17 protein-coding genes are annotated in these 18,244 nt (G+C 72.0%); 4 read left to right on the forward strand and 13 right to left on the reverse strand.

Annotation, left to right across the window (positions count from 1 at the left end; genetic code table 11):
• Positions 1–55: 55 nt before the first annotated feature.
• A complete protein-coding gene (locus tag ACWC0C_RS21985; protein WP_449199233.1) occupies positions 56–976 on the forward strand; it encodes an AraC family transcriptional regulator in 921 nt (306 codons plus the stop codon).
• A 24-nt stretch (positions 977–1,000) separates the two neighbouring features.
• Here ACWC0C_RS21985 and ACWC0C_RS21990 read toward each other — a convergent pair whose 3' ends face one another.
• Positions 1,001–1,693: a FadR/GntR family transcriptional regulator gene (locus tag ACWC0C_RS21990; RefSeq protein WP_450865309.1), complete on the reverse strand. Its 693-nt coding sequence runs from the start codon at positions 1,691–1,693 to the stop codon at positions 1,001–1,003.
• Between the two features lie 208 nt (positions 1,694–1,901).
• Here ACWC0C_RS21990 and ACWC0C_RS21995 point away from each other — a divergent pair, with 208 nt between their 5' ends.
• Positions 1,902–3,581, forward strand: coding sequence for a 2-isopropylmalate synthase (locus tag ACWC0C_RS21995; protein ID WP_450865310.1), 1,680 nt, complete (start codon positions 1,902–1,904; stop codon positions 3,579–3,581).
• On the forward strand, positions 3,578–4,363 hold the full coding sequence (locus tag ACWC0C_RS22000) for an ABC transporter ATP-binding protein (RefSeq protein ID WP_449199230.1): 786 nt from the start codon (positions 3,578–3,580) through the stop codon (positions 4,361–4,363). Before ACWC0C_RS21995 ends, ACWC0C_RS22000 begins: the two co-directional genes overlap by 4 nt.
• 43 nt (positions 4,364–4,406) lie before the next feature.
• Here ACWC0C_RS22000 and ACWC0C_RS22005 read toward each other — a convergent pair whose 3' ends face one another.
• From ACWC0C_RS22005 to ACWC0C_RS22040, 8 genes are all read right to left on the reverse strand, one after another.
• Positions 4,407–4,619 carry an EF-hand domain-containing protein gene (locus ACWC0C_RS22005; protein ID WP_388628471.1) on the reverse strand — a complete coding sequence of 71 codons (213 nt, stop codon included), beginning with the start codon at positions 4,617–4,619 and terminating at the stop codon, positions 4,407–4,409.
• 59 nt (positions 4,620–4,678) lie between these two features.
• The gene (locus tag ACWC0C_RS22010; protein WP_450865311.1) at positions 4,679–5,590 is read right to left on the reverse strand and encodes a helix-turn-helix domain-containing protein; all 912 of its coding nucleotides are present in this window, start codon (positions 5,588–5,590) and stop codon (positions 4,679–4,681) included.
• Between the two features lie 78 nt (positions 5,591–5,668).
• Positions 5,669–6,850: a YVTN family beta-propeller repeat protein gene (locus ACWC0C_RS22015; RefSeq protein WP_450865312.1), complete on the reverse strand. Its 1,182-nt coding sequence runs from the start codon at positions 6,848–6,850 to the stop codon at positions 5,669–5,671.
• On the reverse strand, positions 6,850–7,668 hold the full coding sequence (locus tag ACWC0C_RS22020) for a polysaccharide deacetylase family protein (RefSeq protein WP_450865313.1): 819 nt from the start codon (positions 7,666–7,668) through the stop codon (positions 6,850–6,852). The genes ACWC0C_RS22015 and ACWC0C_RS22020 overlap by 1 nt, the downstream gene beginning before the upstream one ends.
• An 85-nt stretch (positions 7,669–7,753) precedes the next feature.
• A complete protein-coding gene (locus tag ACWC0C_RS22025) occupies positions 7,754–8,257 on the reverse strand; it encodes an ATP-binding protein (protein ID WP_449199226.1) in 504 nt (167 codons plus the stop codon).
• Between the two features lie 298 nt (positions 8,258–8,555).
• A complete protein-coding gene (locus ACWC0C_RS22030; protein WP_449199225.1) occupies positions 8,556–9,323 on the reverse strand; it encodes an enoyl-CoA hydratase/isomerase family protein in 768 nt (255 codons plus the stop codon).
• Between the two features lie 79 nt (positions 9,324–9,402).
• A complete protein-coding gene (locus ACWC0C_RS22035) occupies positions 9,403–10,626 on the reverse strand; it encodes a L,D-transpeptidase (protein WP_450865314.1) in 1,224 nt (407 codons plus the stop codon).
• A gap of 157 nt (positions 10,627–10,783) precedes the next feature.
• Entirely contained in the window at positions 10,784–12,025 is a 1,242-nt protein-coding gene (locus tag ACWC0C_RS22040; RefSeq protein ID WP_450865315.1) for a L,D-transpeptidase, read from the reverse strand.
• Between the two features lie 291 nt (positions 12,026–12,316).
• Between ACWC0C_RS22040 and glgX the strand changes: the two genes are divergently transcribed.
• Positions 12,317–14,563 carry a glycogen debranching protein GlgX gene (gene glgX / locus ACWC0C_RS22045; RefSeq protein WP_450865316.1) on the forward strand — a complete coding sequence of 749 codons (2,247 nt, stop codon included), beginning with the start codon at positions 12,317–12,319 and terminating at the stop codon, positions 14,561–14,563.
• 31 nt (positions 14,564–14,594) lie between these two features.
• Here the strand turns inward: glgX and ACWC0C_RS22050 are convergent, their stop codons facing one another.
• Genes ACWC0C_RS22050 through ACWC0C_RS22065 form a run of 4 tightly spaced genes read right to left on the reverse strand, consistent with a single transcriptional unit; the run spans position 14,595 to position 18,144 of the window.
• Entirely contained in the window at positions 14,595–15,239 is a 645-nt protein-coding gene (locus ACWC0C_RS22050) for a response regulator (RefSeq protein WP_450865317.1), read from the reverse strand.
• Positions 15,229–16,479 (reverse strand): sensor histidine kinase, encoded by a 1,251-nt coding sequence (locus ACWC0C_RS22055; protein WP_450865318.1) that lies wholly within the window; start codon positions 16,477–16,479, stop codon positions 15,229–15,231. The genes ACWC0C_RS22050 and ACWC0C_RS22055 overlap by 11 nt, the downstream gene beginning before the upstream one ends.
• A gap of 25 nt (positions 16,480–16,504) precedes the next feature.
• Positions 16,505–17,239, reverse strand: a complete 735-nt coding sequence (locus ACWC0C_RS22060) for an ABC transporter permease (RefSeq protein ID WP_450865319.1) — start codon at positions 17,237–17,239, stop codon at positions 16,505–16,507.
• Positions 17,236–18,144: an ATP-binding cassette domain-containing protein gene (locus ACWC0C_RS22065; RefSeq protein ID WP_450865320.1), complete on the reverse strand. Its 909-nt coding sequence runs from the start codon at positions 18,142–18,144 to the stop codon at positions 17,236–17,238. The genes ACWC0C_RS22060 and ACWC0C_RS22065 overlap by 4 nt, the downstream gene beginning before the upstream one ends.
• Between the last annotated feature and the right edge of the window lie 100 nt (positions 18,145–18,244).

Raw genomic sequence — 18,244 nt, forward strand, 5'->3', positions numbered from 1 at the left:
TCGGTTTCATGCCCGATCGTCTCTCCCTCGGGAACTGCGCGGCTAGGGTGGGGACATGGACGTGCTCAGCGATGTCGTCGCGGCCATGCGCGTCGGCCGTCCGGACTCCTCGCGCCGGTACAAGTACGCTCCCTGGGGGCTGAGGTTCGCCACCGCGGGCGAGGCCCGGTTCCATGTGGTGCTGCGCGGCTCGGCCTGGCTGATCCCGCAGGACGGGGAGCCGGTGGCGCTGGCGCCGGGTGACGTGGTCTTCCTCGCGCGCGGGCTCGGGCACTCCCTGGTGAGCGCGCCGGGCGTGCCCACGCACGAGCTGCGGCTGCTGCCCGACGGCACCTGGAGCGGGGGGCCGCCGGAGGAGCCGCGGGAGGGCTGCCCGGACACCGTCACGCTGTGCGGGACCTACCGGCTGGACCCGGACCGGGCGCACCGGCTGCTGGCCGAGCTGCCGGAGGTGGTGCACCTGCCCGCCCAGGTCGGCAGCCATCGCTCGCTGCGGGCCGCGGTGGAGCTGCTCGGGATGGAGCTGGAGGAGCAGCGGCCGGGCACCGACGCGATCGTCACCTCGCTGCTGGACACATTGCTGCTGTACATCCTGCGGGCCTGGTGGGAGAGCGAGCACGCGGCGGGGCGGGCGCGGGGCTGGGCGGCGGCGCTGGCCGATCCGGCGGTCGCGGCGGCGCTGCGCGCGATCCACGGCGATCCGGCGCGCGCCTGGACGGTGGCGGAACTCGGCGCCGCCGGCGGGCTGTCCCGCGCGGCCTTCGCACGCCGGTTCACCGCGCTGGTGGGTGAGCCGCCGCTGACGTACCTGACGTGGTGGCGGATGACGACGGCGGGCCGGCTGCTGCGCCACGACGACCTCTCCCTGCGCCAGATCGCCGACCGCACCGGCTACACCTCGGAGTTCGCCTTCGCCAAGGCTTTCAAGCGGGAGTACGGGGTGGCGCCGGGCCAGTATCGAAGGGCCGCGTCGTAGGGCTGCGGCGTGCTGTCCCGTGGGTCAGCTCCTCCCCCGCAGCAATTCCAGCGTCTCCTCCAGCTCCCCCAGCAGCACCGCCGCCGCCTGCTGAGCGTCCCCGTCCGCGATGGCCTGGACGAGGGCGGCGTGGGTGTCGTCGCCGGTGTCGGGGTTCTGCTCGCGCAGGCGGGTGAGGTCCAGCAGGGTCACCAGGCCCTCCCGCAGGACGGGCGTGAACTCGGTGAACAGGTCGGCGAGGACCGGGTTGTGGGCGGCGGCGACCACGGCCGTGTGCAGGGCGATGTCGGCGTCCACGAAACCGGCGTCGTCCGCGGCGGCCGCCGCCCGGCGGCCCTCCAGTGCGGCCCGCAGCGCGGCGACGTCGTCGGGGGTACGGCGCTGCGCGGCGAGGCGTGCGGCCTGCACCTCGACGCCCATGCGGACCTCGTAGACGTCCGTGACCGCGGCCCGGCCCAGCCGGGTGGGCCAGTCCTCGACGGGCTCGGTGGCGATGACGAAGACGCCGGCGCCGTGCCGGGGCCGTACCAGCCCGGCGCCGGCGAGTGCGCGCAGCGCCTCGCGGACCGTGGAGCGGCCGACGCCGAGTTCCTTGGCGAGGGTGGTCTCGCCGGGCAGCTTGCCGCCGACCGGCCAGTGACCGGCGGCGATACGGTCCCGCAGCCGGTCCGTGGCCTGCTCGACCAGGGGGCTGGGGCGTAGGGGGCCGAGCGGCATGGGGTTCACCAACTTGTCCGAGGAGTCACGGCGTTCTTGAGCATTCTCACTTGTCTGAGGAGCTGAGGTCTCGCTAGCGTACCCGGCATGACGCTCCGCGGTCTCCTTCTCCTCGGCTGCCGCGGCGGGGTTTGACGCGACCGGCGCCCCGCCGCGGGGCTCCGTGCTGCCGGTCGTCGTCCGACCGAGCCGAAGGCAGTGACCGCCGATGAAGGCCCTGTGGAACCCCCAGCGCCCCAGCCCCATGCCGTACCACCGCTACCGCCCCTACCAGGACCGGGTGAACGTCCCTGTCGTCGACCGGAGTTGGCCCTCCGCCCGGATCGAGCGCGCTCCCCTCTGGGTCCCCGTCGACCTGCGCGACGGCAACCAGGCGCTGGCCGAGCCGATGGACACCCCGCGCAAGCGCCGCCTCTTCGACCTGCTGGTGCGCGTGGGCTTCAAGGAGATCGAGGTCGGCTACCCGTCCGCGAGCCGTACGGACTTCGACTTCGTCCGGCATCTGGCGGACACCGGCGCCGTACCGGACGACGTCACGCCGGTCGTCTTCACGCCCGCCCGCGCCGACCTGATCGACCGGACCTTCGAGGCGATCGAGGGGATGCCCCGGGCCGTCGTCCATCTGTACATCGCGACCTCGCCGGTGTGGCGGGAGGTGGTGCTCGGGCGGAGCCGGGCCGAGGTGTGGCGGACCGTGCGGGAGGCGGCGGAGCGCATGGCCCGGCGGGCCGGGGACGCGCCCGGCGTCCGGTTCCAGTTCTCGCCGGAGACCTTCAACCTGACCGAGCCCGACTTCGTCCTCGACCTGTGTGACCGGCTCACCGAGTTGTGGGACGCGAGCCCGGACCGGCCGGTCACGCACAATCTCCCGGCGACCGTGGAGATCGCCACGCCGAACGTCTACGCCGACCAGATCGAGTACGTGCACCGCCACCTGGCCCGCCGCGAGTCGGTGATCCTCTCCGTCCACCCGCACAACGACCGCGGTACGGGCGTCGCCTGCGCCGAACTCGCCGTGCTGGCCGGTGCGCAGCGGGTGGAGGGCTGTCTGTTCGGCAACGGCGAGCGCACCGGCAACGTCGACCTGGTGACCCTCGCCCTGAACCTCTTCGCCCAAGGGGTCGATCCGATGGTCGACTTCCGCGACCTCGACGCCGTACGGGAGACGGTCGAGCACTGCAACCGGCTGCCCGTGCACCCGCGCCATCCGTACGCCGGCGACCTGGTGCACACGGCCTTCTCCGGCACGCACCAGGACGCGATCAGCAAGGGGCTCGCCCACCGCGCCCGGCGGGCGGCCGAGTCGGGGGTGCCGGAGCGGCAGGCGCCGTGGGCGGTGCCGTATCTGCCGATCGACCCGGCCGACGTGGGGCGCTCGTACGAGGCGGTCATCCGCGTCAACTCCCAGTCGGGCAAGGGCGGGGTGGCGTACCTGCTGCGCGCGCACCACGGCATCGACCTGCCGCCGCGCATGCGGCCCGACTTCTCCCGGGTCGTCCAGGCCGCGACGGACGAGAGTGGGCGGGAGGCGACCCCGAAGGAGCTGTACGAGCTGTTCCGGGCGACGTACCTGACGGAGGGTGCCGTACGGCTGCACTCCTGGTCCACGCATGAGGAGGCCCCCGGCGTGCACCGCGTCGTCTGCGCGCTGGAGGCCGGCGACCGCGTCGGCGACTACGAGGGGACGGGCGCAGGGCAGCTGACCGCGTTCGTCGACGCGCTGGCCGGCGCCGGTTTCACGGTGGACGTCCTGGACTTCTCGGAGGACGGGACGGCGGCCTTCGCCGAGTGCCGGGTCGACGGCGTCACGGCCTGGGGCGCGGGAACCGGTCCGTCGGCCGCCGTGCAGGCCGTGCTCTGCGCGGTGAACCGGGCGGTGGCCCGGTGAACGAGGTGTTGCGCGCCGAGGCCGTCGATCTCGTCCGGGACGGCCGGCCCATCCTCCAGCAGGTGTCCCTGACGGTCCGGGCCGGCGAGCACTGGGCGCTGCTCGGCGCCAATGGCGCGGGCAAGTCCACACTGCTCGGGCTGCTCGGGGCGGTGGTGCATCCGACGCGGGGCACGGTGGAGGTGCTGGGGAGGCGGCTCGGCCGGGTCGATCTGCGGGAGCTGCGGGCGCACGTCGGACACATCGACCCGCGCCATCCGCTGACCTCGCCGCTCACCGTACGGGAGGTGGTGCTCACCGGGGTCACGAACTCGGTCGAGCCGGTGCCGAGGTGGCGGCCGACGCCGGAGCAGGAGGAGCGGGCCGAGGCGCTGATCGGGACGCTCGGGCTCGCCACGCTGCGGGACGCCCGCTGGCCGACGCTCTCACAAGGGCAACGCGGTCGCACGCTGATCGCGCGGGCCCTGATGCCCGAGCCCCGGTTGCTGCTCCTGGACGAGCCCGCGACCGGTCTGGATCTTCCCGGCCGGGAGCAGCTGATCGAGGCGCTGGAGGAGCTGCGGGGCGCGCATCCGCAGCTGGCGACCGTGACCGTCACCCATCACCTGGAGGAGCTGCCGGTCGGCACCACCCACGCCGTGCTGCTGCGGGACGGCCGGGTGATCGCGCTGGGGCGGGCCGAGGAGGTCCTCACCGGTGACCAGGTCGGCAAGTGCTTCGACCTGCCGCTGGCGCTGGAGCGGCGCGAGGGCCGGTGGAGTGTGCGGATCCGGCGGGCATGACAAAGGGGGGCCCTCGCCGGTGGAGGGCCCCCCTTTTCGCACGTCACTTGTTCAGGTAGGCCCAGAACTCGTCGAACGACAGGACCTTGTCGCCGTTGAGGTCCCGCTGCTTGATGATGGCCTCCGCCACCGTCTCGGTGACGTTCCAGTCACCCTCCTGGGCCAGGGCGGACTTGAACTCGGCGGCGGTGATGAATCCGTCACCGTCCGCGTCGATCCGCTGGAACTGCTTGCGTGCTTCCTCGATGTCCGCCACCGATCCGCCCCTTTTGGTCGTGTTTCTCATGCCGTGCTGGCGTACTGACGCTGGTCAGATTAACGGCCCGGCCAGGCCTTCAGTGCCGCGACCACCCAGCCGAACTCCTCCTGGTGCCTCGGCGGCTCCGACTCGCCCTTGATCACGGCCGCCAACTCCCGGTAGCGGATGACCTCGTTGCCGAGGTCGATGCGGCGGAGCACGGCCGCGCGGTCGGTGTCCGCGCCGAACAGTTCGGACAGGACGGCATCCGCCTCGGGGGACCGCGGCGTCACGCCGCGTTCCCGCGCCGTCCCCACCAGCTCGACCAGCCGCTTGAAGAACCTCGCCGAGGAGCCGGCCGGAGTCTGCGGGGTGCGGTCGGCGGCGTTGAACTCGATCATCTTGCGCATCGTGGCCCGGAAGTCCGGGTTCTGCAGCAGTTCCGCCAGCTCCACCCAGGCGTCGACCTGCTCCGGCGTCGGATCATCCGGCAACTGCACACCGATACCGCGGGTCCGCTCACGGACCCAGGGGTCGGCCGTGTCCAGCCCGTGGAAGATCTCCTCCACGAAGTCGTCCACGATCCGCTGCCGCTCGGCGGCCGACAGCCGCGCCAGTTTGTTCATCAATGTCATCTCCTCCGCTGTGGAACCCCGCCTCGCCACCGTCGACAGCACCGCACGGGTCACCCTCAGCGACCGGATCTGCGCGTCCAGGGCCGCGACATGGGTGGCCGCGACCTCGGCGACCGTCCGCTCCCCGGCCAGCACCTTCCGTACGTCGTCCAGGCCGAGCCCCAGCTCGCGCAGGGTGCGGATCAGCTCCAGGCGGGCCACGGCGGCGCTGTCGTAGAGCCGGTAGCCGCCGGTCGAGCGGGTCACCGGGGTGAGGACGCCCTCGTCGGACCAGTAGCGGATGGTGCGCACGGTCAGTCCGGTGGCCCGGGCCAGCGCGCCGATGGTGAGGAGTCCGGTGCCGTCTTCGGTCATGTCCGCGAGTCTGGGCCTTCCAGCGGGTGGAGACTCAAGGCCCCTCGGCCGTCAGCGCCAGGGCGTCGAGGTCGACGTTCAGCGGAAGATGCCGGTGTGCCCGAGCGAGTAGCGGCCCGGCTGCGGGTAGACCGCGAGGCCGTGCGGGCCGCTGCCGACCCTGATGCGGGCCAGTTCCTTGCCGGTGGTGGTGTCGATGGCGTACACCTCGGAGTTGTAGCGGCCGGACAGCCACAGGACCTTGCCGTCGGCGGAGACGCCGCCCATGTCGGGGCTGCCGCCGTCGGGCAGGTGCCACTTCTTGGTCAGCCGGTTCCGGGTGAAGTCGAAGACGGAGACGGAGCCCTCGCCCCGGTTGGAGATGTACATCTCGCGGGAGTCACGGCTGATGTAGAGGCCGTGGGCGCCCTTGCCGGTGTAGAGGAAGCGGGGCCGGGTGAACTTGTCGCCGTCGAGGATCCACAGGCCGTTGGCCACCATGTCGGCGATGTAGAACAGCTTGCCGTCCGGGGAGATCTTGACGTCCTGCGGCATCGCGCCGCGAAACGGCAGCGTCGAGTGGCGCAGGACCTTCATCCGCGCGGTGTCGACCTTGAGGATCTCTCCGCTGAACTCGCAGGAGACGATGAAGTAGCGGCCGTCCGGAGAGAAGTCGGCGTGGTTGACGCCGTAGCAGCTGACGGGCACGGACTTCACGACCTTCATGGTGTGCGCGTCGCGGAAGACGAGTGCGCGGTCCATGGAGGCCATGACGACGGCGTACTTGCCGTCGGGCGTGAAGTACAGGTTGTACGGGTCGTGCACGGCGACCGGCTTGCCCGCCTTGCCGGTCTTCGGGTCGATCGGGGTGAGGCTGTTGCCGAGGTCGTTGTTGACCCAGAGGGTCTTCAGGTCCCAGGACGGCACGACGTGCTGGGGCTGGTGGCCGACCGGGATCGTCTTGATGACCTTGTAGGTCCTGGGGTCGATGACGGTGACGGTGTTGGAGTTGGTGTTGGGGACGTACACCCGGGACGGGAAGTCCCGGACCACCGGGGAGAGTTGGTTCGGGCGGTCGGCGGAGTAGAGGTCCTTCGGGTCCTCCACCGGCGGCATCCCGGGGAGCACGTTCACCTGCTGCCGCACCTTCGGCCGCACCGGCGCCTTGCTGCCGAGGGCCTCGTTCTCGTGGTGCTGGGAGCCGGAGCACGCGGACAGCAGCGTCAGGGCGGTGAGGGCGGCACCGGCGGCCAGCAGCCGGGCGGCTTTCGTGGTTGGCATCAGCTCAGCAGCTCCGTGGTGGTGACCGCGCGCAGTCCGCGGCGGTCGAGTTCGTGGAGGAGGTCGGGCAGGGCGGCGACCGTGTCCGGGTACCCGAAATGCAGGCTCACCACCGATCCGCCGCGCGCTTCGGCGAGGACCTTGCGGGTGACGGCCGCGGCGCCAGGACGGGTGTAGTCGAGCGAGTCGACGTCGTACGACAGCACATGCGGATAGCCGGCGGTGCGGGCGAGCCGGGCGACCAGCGGGGAGGCGGTCGGCGAGCGGGACGGGCGGAACCAGGTGCCGATGGAGCCGGTGAGCTTCTTCAGCCGGTCCGCGCAGTCGGTGATCTCCTTGCGGGCGTCCGGCTCGGCCAGGGCGTTGACGGAGATGTGCCGTTGGGTGTGGTTCCCGAGGTCGTGGCCGCCGTCGAGGATCCGGCGGGCGATGTCGGGGTGTTCGTCCAGCCAGGTGCCGACGGCGAGCACGGTGAGCCGGGCGCCGTGCCGCTCGGCCGTGCTGAGCAGGGAGTGGGCGATGCCGGGGTCGCCCTGGCCGTGGAAGGTGAGGGCGACCTGGGGGCGGGTGCGCGGGCCGTGCGTGATCTGGGCGGGCTGCCCGGGGTAGGCGCGCGGGGCGGGGGTGGGCCGGCCGGCGGCCGTGGGGTGGCCGGGGGCGCCGGAGCCGGACGGGGACACGGATGGGGACTTGGAGTCCGGGGTACTGGGCGGGGCGTCCTGGCCCGCGCCGCAACCGGAGGCGAGCGCACCGCCGGCGACGAGCCCGGCGCCAGCGCGCAGCACCCCGCGTCGGTTGGTCGTGGTCACCTGCACCATTTAAGGGGCGTTAGGTAAGAAAACCTCCGATTGGCCCGAAAGGGGGATGATTTCGGGTCGCCGTAAGGACGGTGCCGTGCCCTCGCTACCTGTCGGCCACCCGCATCTCGAACCAGGTCGTCTTCCCCCGCGGCAGCAGGTCCACTCCCCATCTGTCGGAGAGCTTGTCCACGAGGAACAGCCCACGGCCGCTGACGTCCAGCTCCTGGACCGGCATCAGACACGGCAGGCCGCGCGAGGGGTCGCGGACCTCCACCCGGATCCAGCCGGGGCGGCGGCGCATCCGGAGGCCGAAGACCCGGGCGCCGGTGTGCCGTACGGCGTTGCCGACGAGTTCCGACACGAGTAAGACGGCGTCCTCGGTCAGCTTGGGGGTCAGCCGCCAGGTACGCAGGACGACGACCTGGGCGAGCCGGCGGGCCGCGGCCGCGGATTCCGGGCGGGACGGCAGCGGCACCTCCACCTCTGCCGGGTTGCCGTACAGTTCGAGCGCCTTGAGCGCCTGTTCGTCCTCGGCCCCGGGCGACCAGCGCGCCGCGGCCGCACGGCTGTGTCCCCGCGGCTGTTCGATGCCCTCCAGCCCCGCCATGCCCCCATGATGGCCGTCCGGAGCCGTCTTGGGGGCCGTTCCGACGGAATGCGCCCCCCGCACGCCCCCGCTCTCCACTTGGCGACCGGCATATGCCGACGGCATGTCACCGGCCAGTAGCGCCCGGTTGACCTGCGATGACGACTCGCTTCCGGGCAATCGTCAGACTCCCTCGACAGCGCGGGCTTAAGGCTGCCTTAAGGCTCCCATAAACCGCCCCATCGAGGGACCCGGAGGGGACGACGCGTCCATCGCAAGCGACCCGCGGGAGTTACGGGAAGGTTCACTCCGCTGACGGTCAGCGGAACTTGGCCTTGCCCGGACCCTCCTCCACGAAGCTGCGCATGCCGATCTCGCGGTCCTCGGTGGCGAACAGGCCCGCGAACCAGTTCCGTTCGACGGCGAGCCCGGTGTCGATGTCGGTCTCCAGGCCGGTGTCGACCGACTCCTTCGCCGCGCGCAGGGCGATCGCCGGGCCCTGGGCGAGCTTCGCGGCCCAGGCGTGCGCCTGCTCGTAGACCTCGGCGGCCGGGACGATGCGGTCCACCAGGCCGAGCGCGAGGGCCTCGTCGGCCTTGACCTGACGGCCCGTGAAGATGAGGTCCTTGGCCTTGGAGGGGCCGATCAGCCGGGACAGCCGCTGGGTACCGCCGGCGCCCGGGATCAGGCCGAGCAGGATCTCGGGCTGGCCGAGCTTGGCGTTGTCGGCGGCGATGCGGTAGTCGGCGCACAGGGCCAGTTCGCAGCCGCCCCCGAGGGCGTAGCCGGTGATGGCGGCGACGACGGGCTTGGGGATGCGGGCCACGGCCGTGAAGGAGTCCTGCAGGGCGCGGGCGCGCAGGACCATCGCGGTGTGGTCCATGTTCTGCATCTCCTTGATGTCCGCGCCCGCCGCGAACACCCGCTCGCCGCCGTAGATCACCACGGCGCGCACGTCGTCGCGGCGCGTGGCCTCCTCGGCGAGCTCCTTCAGCCGGTCCTGGGTGGCGACGTCCAGCGCGTTCATCGGCGGACGGTCGAGGCGCAGGGTTCCGACGCCTTCGGCGACTTCGAGATTCACGGTCATGGAGGCAGGTTAACGGGGACTAACGGCAACGGGCCCGGTGCCGTACCTCACAGCACCGGGCCCGTATGTCAGACGTGGCTCACTTCGTCCAGTCCGCCCACGACATGTTCCAGCCGTTGAACCCGTTGTCCGGTGCCACCGTGTGGTCGTGGGAGTTCTTGACGACCACCACGTCGCCGATGATCGAGTGGCTGAACATCCAGGCCGCCGGCGTCGAGCCGTCGTAGCCGCCGCGCACGTCGCTCAGGCCGACGCAGCCGTGGCTGGCGTTGTAGTTGCCGAAGGCGTCGCCGCCCCAGTAGTTGCCGTGCAGGAAGGTGCCCGAGGTGGTCAGGCGCATGGCGTGCGGGACGTCCTTGATGTCGTACTCGCCGCCGTAGCCGACGGTCTCGCCGTTCATGCGGGTGACCGTGAGCTTCTCGCTGATGACCATCTGGCCGTTCCAGGTGTCGTAGCCCGGCTTGCCGGTGGTGACCGGGATGGTCTTGATGACCTTGCCGTCCTGGGTGACCTTCATCGTGTGCTTCTTGGCGTCCACGACGGAGACCTGGTTGCGGCCGATGGTGAACTTGATGGTCTTGTGCTGCTTGCCGTAGACGCCGTCGCGGCCCTCGACGCCGTCGAGGTCGAGGTCGACGGTGACCTTGGTGCCTTCCTTCCAGTACTTCTCGGGGCGGAAGTCCAGGCGGTCGTTGCCGAACCAGTGGCCCTCGACGTCGACGGCCGGCTCGGTCCTGATCCTGATGGCCTTCTCGACGGCCTTCGGGTCGGTGATGCCCCGGTCGAAGTTGACGGAGAACGGCATTCCCACGCCGACGGTGGAGCCGTCCTCGGGGGTGAAGTAGCCGAGGAAGGTGTTCTTCGGGGTCAGGGTGGTGAACGTGGAGTCCTCGGCCGCCTCGCGGCCCTCGGAGTCCTTGGCGACCGCGTGCACCGTGTACTTGGTGGAAGCGGCCAGATGGGTCGACGGCGTCCAGGACGCGCCACCGCCGGTGATGGTGCCGGCGACCGCCCGGCCCTTGCCGTCCTTGACGGTGACCTCGGTCAGCTTGCCCTTGGCGACGTTCACCTTCAGCGCGCCGCTGGTGTCGACGCCGGTGGCACCGGACTTCGGCGCGATGGTGACGGCGGCGGCGGACTGCTGCTTGCCCTGCTGGGTGCTGGAGTCCTTGCCGCCCGAGTCCTTGCCGCCGCCCCCGCCGCACGCCGAGAGGGAGAGCACCAGGGCCCCGGCTATCAGTGCCAGCCCCTTACGGCCTCGCCGCCCTGCCGCCGACGCCCCCGGTATAGGCCGTATGTTCAAGTCGTTCTCCCCTCGCCGGGCCTGGTCAGGCCCGCTCCCCACCACACTGGTGCGCGCATATTAACCGCCAGGTTTTGAGCGGGGTGTCAGGCAAATGTCACCGTTCCGTCGCAACTTCCGCCGCGCACCGCCGCCCGGACCCGGTCCCCTCACCTGGTTACTTCACCGCACTGCCCGCTTTCCACTCCTGCCAGGTCATGTTCCAGCCGCCGAGGCCGTTGTCGGGGGCGACGGTCTTCTCCGTGCTGCCCACGACTTCGATGACGTCACCGATGAGACTGCGGTCGAAGAACCAGCCCGCCGGAGTGGCCGAACTGCCGCCCTTGACGTCCCTGAGGCCCACGCAGCCGTGGCTGACGTTGACGCGTCCGGGGGCGTTCGGTGACCAGTAGTTGCCGTGCAGGAAGGTCCCGGAGTCGGTGAGTTTCATGGCGTGCGGGACGTCGGGGATGTCGTACTCGCCGCCGAAGCCGACCGTGTGGCTGTTCATGCGGGTGACGTCCAGCATGTCCATCACCACCATCTTGCCGTTGTACGTGGGGTTCTGCGGGGCGCCCGCGGTGATCGGCACGGTGGCGAGCAGCCGGCCGTCCCGGCGTACCTGCATGGTGTGGGTGGCCGCGTCCACCAGCGAGACCTGGCTGCGGCCGACGGTGAAGGCGAAGGTCTTGTCCTGCAGCCCGTAGACCCCGGGCGCCCCTTGGACGTCCCGCAGGTTCAGGTCGACGGTGACCTCGGTGCCGGGTTTCCAGTACTGCTCGGGGCGGAAGTCGAGGCGGCTGCTGCCGAACCAGTGCGGGCGGATCTCGACGGGCGGCTGCGCGCTGACCCGGACGGCGCGTTCGACGGCGGCGCGGTCGGCGATCTCCCGGCTGAAGGAGAGGGAGACGATCATGCCGGTGCCGACGACGGCGCGGTTCTCGGGGGTGACGTAGCCGATGAACCGCTCCTCGGGGACGAGCGTGGTGAAGGTGGTGTGCCGGGCCGAGCGGCGGCCGTCGGCGTCCAGCGCCACCGCGTCGACGGTGTACCTGGCGGCGAGCGCCAGCCGGTCCTGGTCCGGCCGCCAGGTCGCGCCGTCCGCGCTGATGTGCCCGGGCACCGGGGAGTCCTGGGCGTCCTGCGACTTGACGACGGTCACCTTCTCCAGGCGGCCGTCGGGCACCCGCACGCGAAGCCGCTGGTCGGGGCGGACGGCCCGGCTGTCGTCGTCGGGGGTGACGTGGATGACGTCCTCGGGCGCCGGGGGTTTGCCGAGCGCCTGGCCCAGCCCGAACGCTCCGCCCAGCCCGAACGGGCCGGAGTCCCCGGACGAGCACCCTGCGAGCAGTGCCGTCCCTGCCAGTACGGCGGCCAGCGCGGCCCCCGTGCGCCGCGCGCGCCCTTGTACGTGCCTCACGCGGGGCTCAACGACCGGGCCCGCTCCGGGGAAACGTGAGTGCGAGGCACGCACTGGGCAGAAGAGAGGGAAGGACGACACGCTGGGGAGCCGCCGCGCCCACGCAGGGGGCGCCTTCTGGACCAGGTCGGCTGAAAGGGACGCAACGGGACGGTCACGCCGACATGGGCCAGGAGGCGCCCCCTACCGTCGGGGCGCAGCCGTGGCGGGTGGCCGAGGGTGCCTTGCGGCACGCTCGGCCACCCGGCTCGGCGGACTGTGCCGCCCCCGGGCTGAAAGAGGGGCCGACAGGTGACGAGCGCAGCCGAGCAGCGGGCACCGGCCGGGGAGCCGGCCGCCGGGACCGGGCAGCAGCCTGCCGTGGTGAACGGCGCGCGGCGCGCCGCCGTGCCGGCCCCGGTGGTGTGGCCGGGCGCCCCGACACCGCTGGGGGCCCGGTTCCGGGTGGGCCCGGACGGGGTCGCGGGTACCAACTTCGCGCTGTGGGCGGGCGGGGCGGAGGCGGTCCGGGTGTGCCTGTTCGACGAGCGGGGCCGGGAGACCCAGGTGCCGCTGACCGAACTGACGCACGAGATCTGGCACGGCTTCGTCCCCGGCGTGATGCCCGGTCAGCGCTACGGCTACCGGGTGGACGGCCGCTGGGACCCGTGGACCGGCGCCCGGTGGAACCCGGCCAAGCTGCTGCTGGACCCGTACGCGCGGGCGGTGGACGGGGAGTTCCGGCTGCCGCCCGAGGTGTACGGGCACGTCCGGGACTGGCCCGAGCAGTACGTCGCCGACACCGTGCGCGACGACCGGGACTCGGCGCCGTACGTGCCGAAGGGCGTCGTCGTCGACGATGACGACGACTGGGAGGACGACCGCCGGCCGAAGACCCCGTGGGCCGACTCCGTCATCTACGAGCTGCACGTGCGCGGCTTCACCAAGCTGCACCCCCGGATTCCCGGGGAACTGCGCGGCACCTACGCCGGCCTGGCGCACCCGGCGGCGATCGAGCACCTGGTGAAGCTGGGCGTCACGGCCGTCGAACTGCTCCCCGTCCACCAGTTCGCGCACGAGGACCACCTGCTGCGCCGGGGCCTGAAGAACTACTGGGGCTACAACTCCATCGGCTACTTCGCCCCGCACGCCGCCTACGCGGCCTCCGGTACGACGGGACAGCAGGTCGGCGAGTTCAAGCGGATGGTGCGCGCGCTGCACGCGGCGGGCATCGAGGTCATCCTCGACGTGGTCTACAACCACACGGCGGAGGCGGGCGAGTTGGGCCCGACCCTGTCCTTGAAGGGCATAGACAACCGCGGCTACTACCGCCTCCAGGACGACGCCCGCGGGTACGCCGACTACACCGGCTGCGGCAACACCCTGCATGTCGTCCAGCCCCAGGTGCTGCGCCTGATCACCGACTCGCTGCGCTACTGGGTGACGGAGATGGGCGTGGACGGCTTCCGCTTCGACCTCGCGGCGGCGCTGGCCCGCTCGATGCACGACGTCGACATGCTGTCCCCGTTCCTGGCGGTCATCGCCCAGGACCCGGTGCTGCGCCGGGTGAAGCTCATCGCCGAGCCCTGGGACATCGGCTCCGGCGGCTACCAGGTCGGCGCGTTCCCGCCCCTGTGGACCGAGTGGAACGACCGCTACCGGGGCGCCGTCCGCGACTTCTGGCGGCACGCCCTGCCGGACGTCCGCGAGATGGGCTACCGCCTGTCCGGCTCCAGCGACCTGTACGCCTGGGGCGGCCGGCGCCCGTACGCCTCGGTCAACTTCGTCACCGCGCACGACGGTTTCACCCTGCGCGACCTGGTGTCGTACGAGCGCAAGCACAACGAGGCCAACGGCGAGCACAACCGCGACGGCAGCGACGACAACCGCTCCTGGAACTGCGGGGCGGAGGGCGAGACGGACGACGAGCGGATACGGGCCCTGCGCCGCCGTCAGCTGCGCAACCTCCTGACGACCCTGCTGCTGTCCACCGGTGTGCCCATGCTGGTGGCCGGCGACGAACTCGGGCGCACCCAGCGCGGCAACAACAACGCCTACTGCCAGGACAACGAGATCAGCTGGCTGGACTGGTCCCTGCTGGACGACCCGGCCTGGCGGCCGCTGTTCGACCTGACCTCCCGGCTGATCGCCCTGCGTCACCGGCACCCGGTGCTGCGCCGCCGCGCCTTCTTCTCCGGCCGCGCCCACTCGGCGGACGGGCTGCGCGACCTGGCCTGGTTCACCGCGCGGGGCGCGGAGATGACCGAGGGCGACTGGTACGCCCCGGCCGCCACGCTCGGCATGTACCTCTCCGGCCGGGACATCCCGGGCCGCGACGAGCGGGGCGCGCCGGTCACGGACGACAGCTTCCTCGCGGTGCTGCACGCGGGCGAGCGTCCGACCGGGTTCGTGCTGCCGGGGTCGCCGTGGGCGGAGCGGTACGAGGTGGTGGTGGACACCTCGCGGGAGGAGCAGGCGGAGCCGCCGGGCACGGTCCACCCGGCGGGTACGGAGATCACGGTGCCGGAGCGGGCGGTGCTGCTGCTGCGCGTGCTCTGATCCTGTGCGAGGCCCAACCCGGGTAGCGGGCTCAGCCCAGGATGCCCCGGTCGTACCCCACCGCCACCGCCGCCGCGCGGTCGTTGACGCCCAGCTTGGCGTAGAGGTGGGTGAGGTGGGTCTTCACCGTGGCCTCGCTGATGAAGAGTTCGCGGGCGATCTCGCGGTTCGGGGTGCCCTTCGCGACCAGGGCGAGGACCTCGCGTTCACGGGCCGAGAGAGGTTCGCCGGCCGAGGTGCGGGGCGTGCGGACCGCGTGGACCAGGCGGGAGGCGACGGCCGGGGAGAGGACCGTACGGCCCTCGGCGGCGGCCCGGACGGCGGTGAACAGCTCGTCGCGCGGGGCGTCCTTGAGGAGGTAGCCGGTCGCGCCCGCCTCGATCGCGGGCAGGGTGTCGGAATCGGTGTCGTACGTGGTGAGGACCAGGACCTTCGCGCGGGCGCCGCGCCGGGTCAGCTCGCGGATGGCGTCCACGCCGGAGCCGCCGGGCATCCGCAGGTCCATGAGGATCACGTCCGGGTCCAGGGCGGCGGCCCGGTCGACCGCCTCGACGCCGTTCGCGGCCTCCCCGAGCACCCGGAAGCCCGGCGCGGACTCGAACATGCCGCGCAGGCCGTCGCGGACGACCGGGTGGTCGTCGACGATCAGCAGCGAGATGGGGGTGTCAGCGGTCATCGCGCACCAACGGTACGCGAGCCGACACCGCCGTGCCGTGTCCCGGCTCCGACTCGACCGTGAGGGAGCCCGCGATGCGCTCGGCGCGGGCCCGCATGCCGTCCAGGCCGAAGCCGCCACCGCGGGTGCGCTCCGGTACGGCGGCCGGGTCGAAGCCGGTGCCGTCGTCGCGGATGTCCAGCGTGACCTCGTCGCCCATGAAGGACAGGGTGACGCCGACGCGGGCCGGGCGGGCGTGCCTGGCCGCGTTGGACAGGGCTTCCTGGGCGATACGCAGGAGGGTCGCCGAGACCTCGTCGTGCAGCTGCTCGGCGGTGCCGGTGACCGTGAACCCGGCGCGTACGCCGTTGCGTTCACCCCAATCGGCGACCGTCTTCTTCAGCGCCTCGGGCAGCCCGTCGGTGGCGAGGGCGACCGGGGCGAGGTTGTGCACCGAGCGGCGGGCCTCGCCGAGGCTCGCCCGGGCCAGCGCGGAGGCGCGCTCCAGGTGGGTGCGGGCGGTGCCCAGGTCGGGGGCGTTCGCCACGACCTGGAGCTGGGCGATGATCCCGGTCAGGCCCTGGGCGATGGTGTCGTGGATCTCGGCGGCGAGCCGGCGCCGCTCGTCGGCGACGCCCGCCTCCCGCGCCTGCACGAGGAGCTGGGCGTGCAGTGCGGCGTTCTCGTCGAGGGCCTGCTGCAACGCCGTGTTGGTGCGGGCCAGTTCGGCGATGGTGTCGGCCTGCGTACGGACCCGTGCCTGTTCCTGCTCGGCGAAGCGGGTGAAGAGGGTGACCATTCCGAGGTTGGCGCAGAACACCACGACGAAACCCACCCACAGGACCACGCCGCGCGGTGGCATGCCGCCGATCTGGCAGCCGGCCATCGTGATGGCCGTCAGGAAGAGACCGGACCGAGCCAGCCGGCGGGGCAGCTGATGGCCGGCGCTGTAGTAGCCGGTGACGGCATAGAAGGCGAACCACGGGTTCAGCCAGCCGAGCGCGAACCCGATCGCCCAGCGTACGAAGTACAGGGTGGCACTCATCCGGTTCGGCGCCGGAAGGTCGCGGACCCTCCGCCCGAAGGCCAGCTGCAGTACCAGGGCGACGACCACCAGCGCTCCGGCGGCGTACATCTCGTCCGCCGTCATGCCGACCACGCGGGCCGAGCCGGCCGCCGTCACCACGGCCACGGCGAGCAGCGCGTAGGGCCCCCAGTAGTCGAAGGAGACCCTGTGCTCCGCGCTCACGGCGTTCGTCATGCCGCCAGTGTCCGGCACGGCCCGCTCACTCCCAGCGGAACCAGCGCGCGGCACCGGCCGTCAGCAGCACCGTCCACAGCGCGAGCACACCCAGGTGCGCCCAGCCGGGCCAGTGTCCGCAGGCCGCCTCGTCGAGGGCGCGGGCCGCCGCGCCGAACGGGGTCAGCTGGACCACCCGGGCCAGCGTGTGCGGCATGGACTGGACCGGCAGCCAGACGCCCGCGCAGAACATCATCGGGAAGAACACCGCCGACCCGATCGCACCCGCGATCTTCGTGGTCCGGGACAGCGCCGAGACGACACTGCCGAGGGCGAGGGCGGCCGCCGCGGCGAGCACGAGGGCGAGCAGATAGCCGGCCGGCTGCTGGGGCAGGGCCACGTCGAAGGCGACGCGGCCGACCGCGATCGCGAGCAGCGCCGAGCACAGGGCGACCGCGCCCTGCACCACCATCTGCGCCGACAGCAGGGCGGAGGGCCGTACGGGAGTGACGGACATCCGGCGCAGGATGCCCCGCTCCCGGTAGCCGGTGAGGACCTGCGGCAGCGACTGCACGCCGGACATGATCAGGGCGATCAGTACGGCCACGGGCACATAGGCGTCGATGGGCCGCAGCCCGTGCATCGACTCGTCGGTCTCCCGGAACGAGGGGATCGAGCCGAGGATCGCCAGCAGCAGCGTCGGGAACAGGAAGATCCAGAAGACGGCGGCCGGCTCGCGGCGGAACAGGCGGAACTCGGTGCGCAGTACGGCGGTGTTCATGCCGCGGCCTCCGTGGTGAGGTCCAGGAACGCGTCGTCCAAGGTGGCGTCCACGACCCGGAGTTGGTGGGCGGTGACACGGTGGCGGGCGAGCAGGGTGATGACCGCGTTGACGGTCTCGTCGGTGCCGGAGAGCGTGATCCGCCCGTCCTTGTGCTCGACCGAGGCGAGCGCCGGGAGAGCGGCGAGGTCGCGTTCGTCCAGCGGAGCCGACGGGGTGAAGCTGATGACGGTCGCACCCGCGGAGCGACGGATCAGCCCGGCCGGTGTGTCCAGCGCCGCGACCCGTCCCTTGTCGATGACCGCGATGCGGTCGCAGAGCCGCTGTGCCTCCTCCATGAAGTGGGTCACGAGCAGCACGGTGACCCCGCTGGCGCGGACGTCCTCGATGAGCTGCCAGGTGTCGCGGCGGGCGCGCGGGTCGAGTCCGGTGGTCAGCTCGTCCAGCACCACGATGCGGGGGCTGCCGATCAGGGCCAGCGCGATGAACAGGCGCTGCTGCTGCCCGCCGGACAGCTTGCCGAACCGGGTGCCGAGCTTCGCCGTGAGGCCGAGGCGTTCGGCCAGGGGCCGCCAGTCGGCGGGCCTCGGGTAGAAGGCGGCGTACAGCTTAAGCGCCTCGCGCACGGTGAGCTTGGCCTGGAGTTCGCTCTGCTGGAGCTGGGCGCCGAGGACCTTCGCGACCTTCTCCTGGTCGGCGACGGGGTCGAGACCGGCGACCCGGACCTGGCCGCCGTCGGGGACCCGCAGGCCCTCGACGCACTCCACGGTGGTGGTCTTGCCGGCGCCGTTCGGGCCGAGGATCCCGAAGATCTCGCCCTCCTCGACGGCGAAGGAAATGCCGTCGACGACGGCCCGGCCGCCGTACGACTTGCGCAGATCGGTGACTTCGATGACGGATGGCATGCCTCGAGCATCCCGGCCGGGCGGGGCCCGGCACATCGGCCGGCCCGCTCGATGCGGCATCGTCCGATCGGTTGATGCCGGGCTACGACTCCCGGCCCGT

This window comes from Streptomyces sp. NPDC001709 (genome assembly GCF_053596375.1).

Bases quoted from the DNA above. Each gene is read 5' to 3' on its own strand.
- ACWC0C_RS21990 (WP_450865309.1), bottom strand. From the start codon at position 1,693: ATGCCGCTCGGCCCCCTACGCCCCAGCCCCCTGGTCGAGCAGGCCACG.
- ACWC0C_RS22055 (WP_450865318.1), bottom strand. From the start codon at position 16,479: ATGACGAACGCCGTGAGCGCGGAGCACAGGGTCTCCTTCGACTACTGG.
- ACWC0C_RS22065 (WP_450865320.1), bottom strand. From the start codon at position 18,144: ATGCCATCCGTCATCGAAGTCACCGATCTGCGCAAGTCGTACGGCGGC.
- ACWC0C_RS22050 (WP_450865317.1), bottom strand. From the start codon at position 15,239: ATGACCGCTGACACCCCCATCTCGCTGCTGATCGTCGACGACCACCCG.
- ACWC0C_RS22025 (WP_449199226.1), bottom strand. From the start codon at position 8,257: ATGGCGGGGCTGGAGGGCATCGAACAGCCGCGGGGACACAGCCGTGCG.
- ACWC0C_RS22060 (WP_450865319.1), bottom strand. From the start codon at position 17,239: ATGAACACCGCCGTACTGCGCACCGAGTTCCGCCTGTTCCGCCGCGAG.
- ACWC0C_RS21985 (WP_449199233.1), top strand. From the start codon at position 56: ATGGACGTGCTCAGCGATGTCGTCGCGGCCATGCGCGTCGGCCGTCCG.
- ACWC0C_RS22020 (WP_450865313.1), bottom strand. From the start codon at position 7,668: ATGGTGCAGGTGACCACGACCAACCGACGCGGGGTGCTGCGCGCTGGC.
- ACWC0C_RS22030 (WP_449199225.1), bottom strand. From the start codon at position 9,323: ATGACCGTGAATCTCGAAGTCGCCGAAGGCGTCGGAACCCTGCGCCTC.
- ACWC0C_RS21995 (WP_450865310.1), top strand. From the start codon at position 1,902: ATGAAGGCCCTGTGGAACCCCCAGCGCCCCAGCCCCATGCCGTACCAC.
- ACWC0C_RS22010 (WP_450865311.1), bottom strand. From the start codon at position 5,590: ATGACCGAAGACGGCACCGGACTCCTCACCATCGGCGCGCTGGCCCGG.
- ACWC0C_RS22015 (WP_450865312.1), bottom strand. From the start codon at position 6,850: ATGCCAACCACGAAAGCCGCCCGGCTGCTGGCCGCCGGTGCCGCCCTC.